The sequence below is a fragment of the Mesorhizobium sp. M7A.F.Ca.US.002.01.1.1 genome (assembly GCF_004022955.1).
Classification (GTDB): Bacteria; Pseudomonadota; Alphaproteobacteria; order Rhizobiales; family Rhizobiaceae; genus Mesorhizobium; species Mesorhizobium ciceri.
Window position 1 is genome coordinate 1 of the sequence record NZ_RZQE01000946.1, and the last position, 964, is coordinate 964.

Sequence of the window (964 nt, forward strand, 5' to 3'; positions counted from 1 at the left end):
GCTGATCGGGCCGATGCTGGCCGCCATCGTCGCCGGCACCAATGGCGCCACGGTGCGCGTGCCGCGTCTTCTGTTCGGCGCCGCCCAGGCGATCGTCGGCTGCCTCGTCGCGGCGTCGATCTCGGCCGACATCTTTCCGGTCTTCTACAAGGAATGGCCGCTGTTTCTTGGCGTCGTGGTGGCCACCGTCACAGCCTCCAGCCTGCTCGGCTGGCTGATCAGCCGCTGGCGCATCCTGCCCGGCACCACCGCCGTCTGGGGCTCGTCGCCGGGTGCGGCCACCGCCATGGTGCTGATGGCGGGTGCCTTCGGCGCCGATCAGCGGCTCGTCGCTTTCATGCAATATCTGCGCGTCATCTTCGTCTCGATGACGGCGGCACTCGTTGCCAAGATGTGGGTCGACACGTCTGAGGTCGAAATCCCCGCCATCGTCTGGTTTCCGCCGATCGATGCCCAAGCCTTCGCCGCCACCATCGGCATCGCGGTCGTAGGCGGCCTGGCGGGAAAGTTGTGCCGACTGCCCTCGCCCTTCTTCCTCGGCACCTTCATCTTCGGCACCGTCGTCCATCTCGGCTTGGGCGTGGAAATGCAATTGCCGCAATGGCTGCTGGCCGTCAGCTACGCCATGGTCGGCTGGTCGATCGGCCTGAACTTCACAAGGGCGATCCTGCGCCATGCGGCGCACGCCTTGCCGCAGATCATCGCCTCGATCGTGGCCTTGATCGCCTTTTGCGGCGGCCTTGCCTTCATGATCAGCCATCTCCTGGGCATCGATCCGCTGACCGCCTATCTGGCGACCAGCCCCGGCGGCATGGACAGCATCGCCATCATCGCTGCAGCAGCGCAGAACGTCGACATCTCTTTCGTCATGGCGCTGCAATCGGTGCGCTTCCTGATCGTGCTGCTGGTTGGCCCGAGCGTGGCGCGGCTGGTGGCGAGAGGCGTCAGGCAATAGGCAGCGGCT

At 65.8% G+C, this 964-nt stretch carries 1 protein-coding gene; it reads left to right on the top strand.

What is annotated here, in order from left to right; translation table 11 throughout:
- Positions 1–955: AbrB family transcriptional regulator (locus tag EN932_RS36935; RefSeq protein WP_164890879.1), on the top strand; the 955-nt coding region annotated here is incomplete at its 5' end.
- Positions 956–964 lie beyond the last annotated feature (9 nt).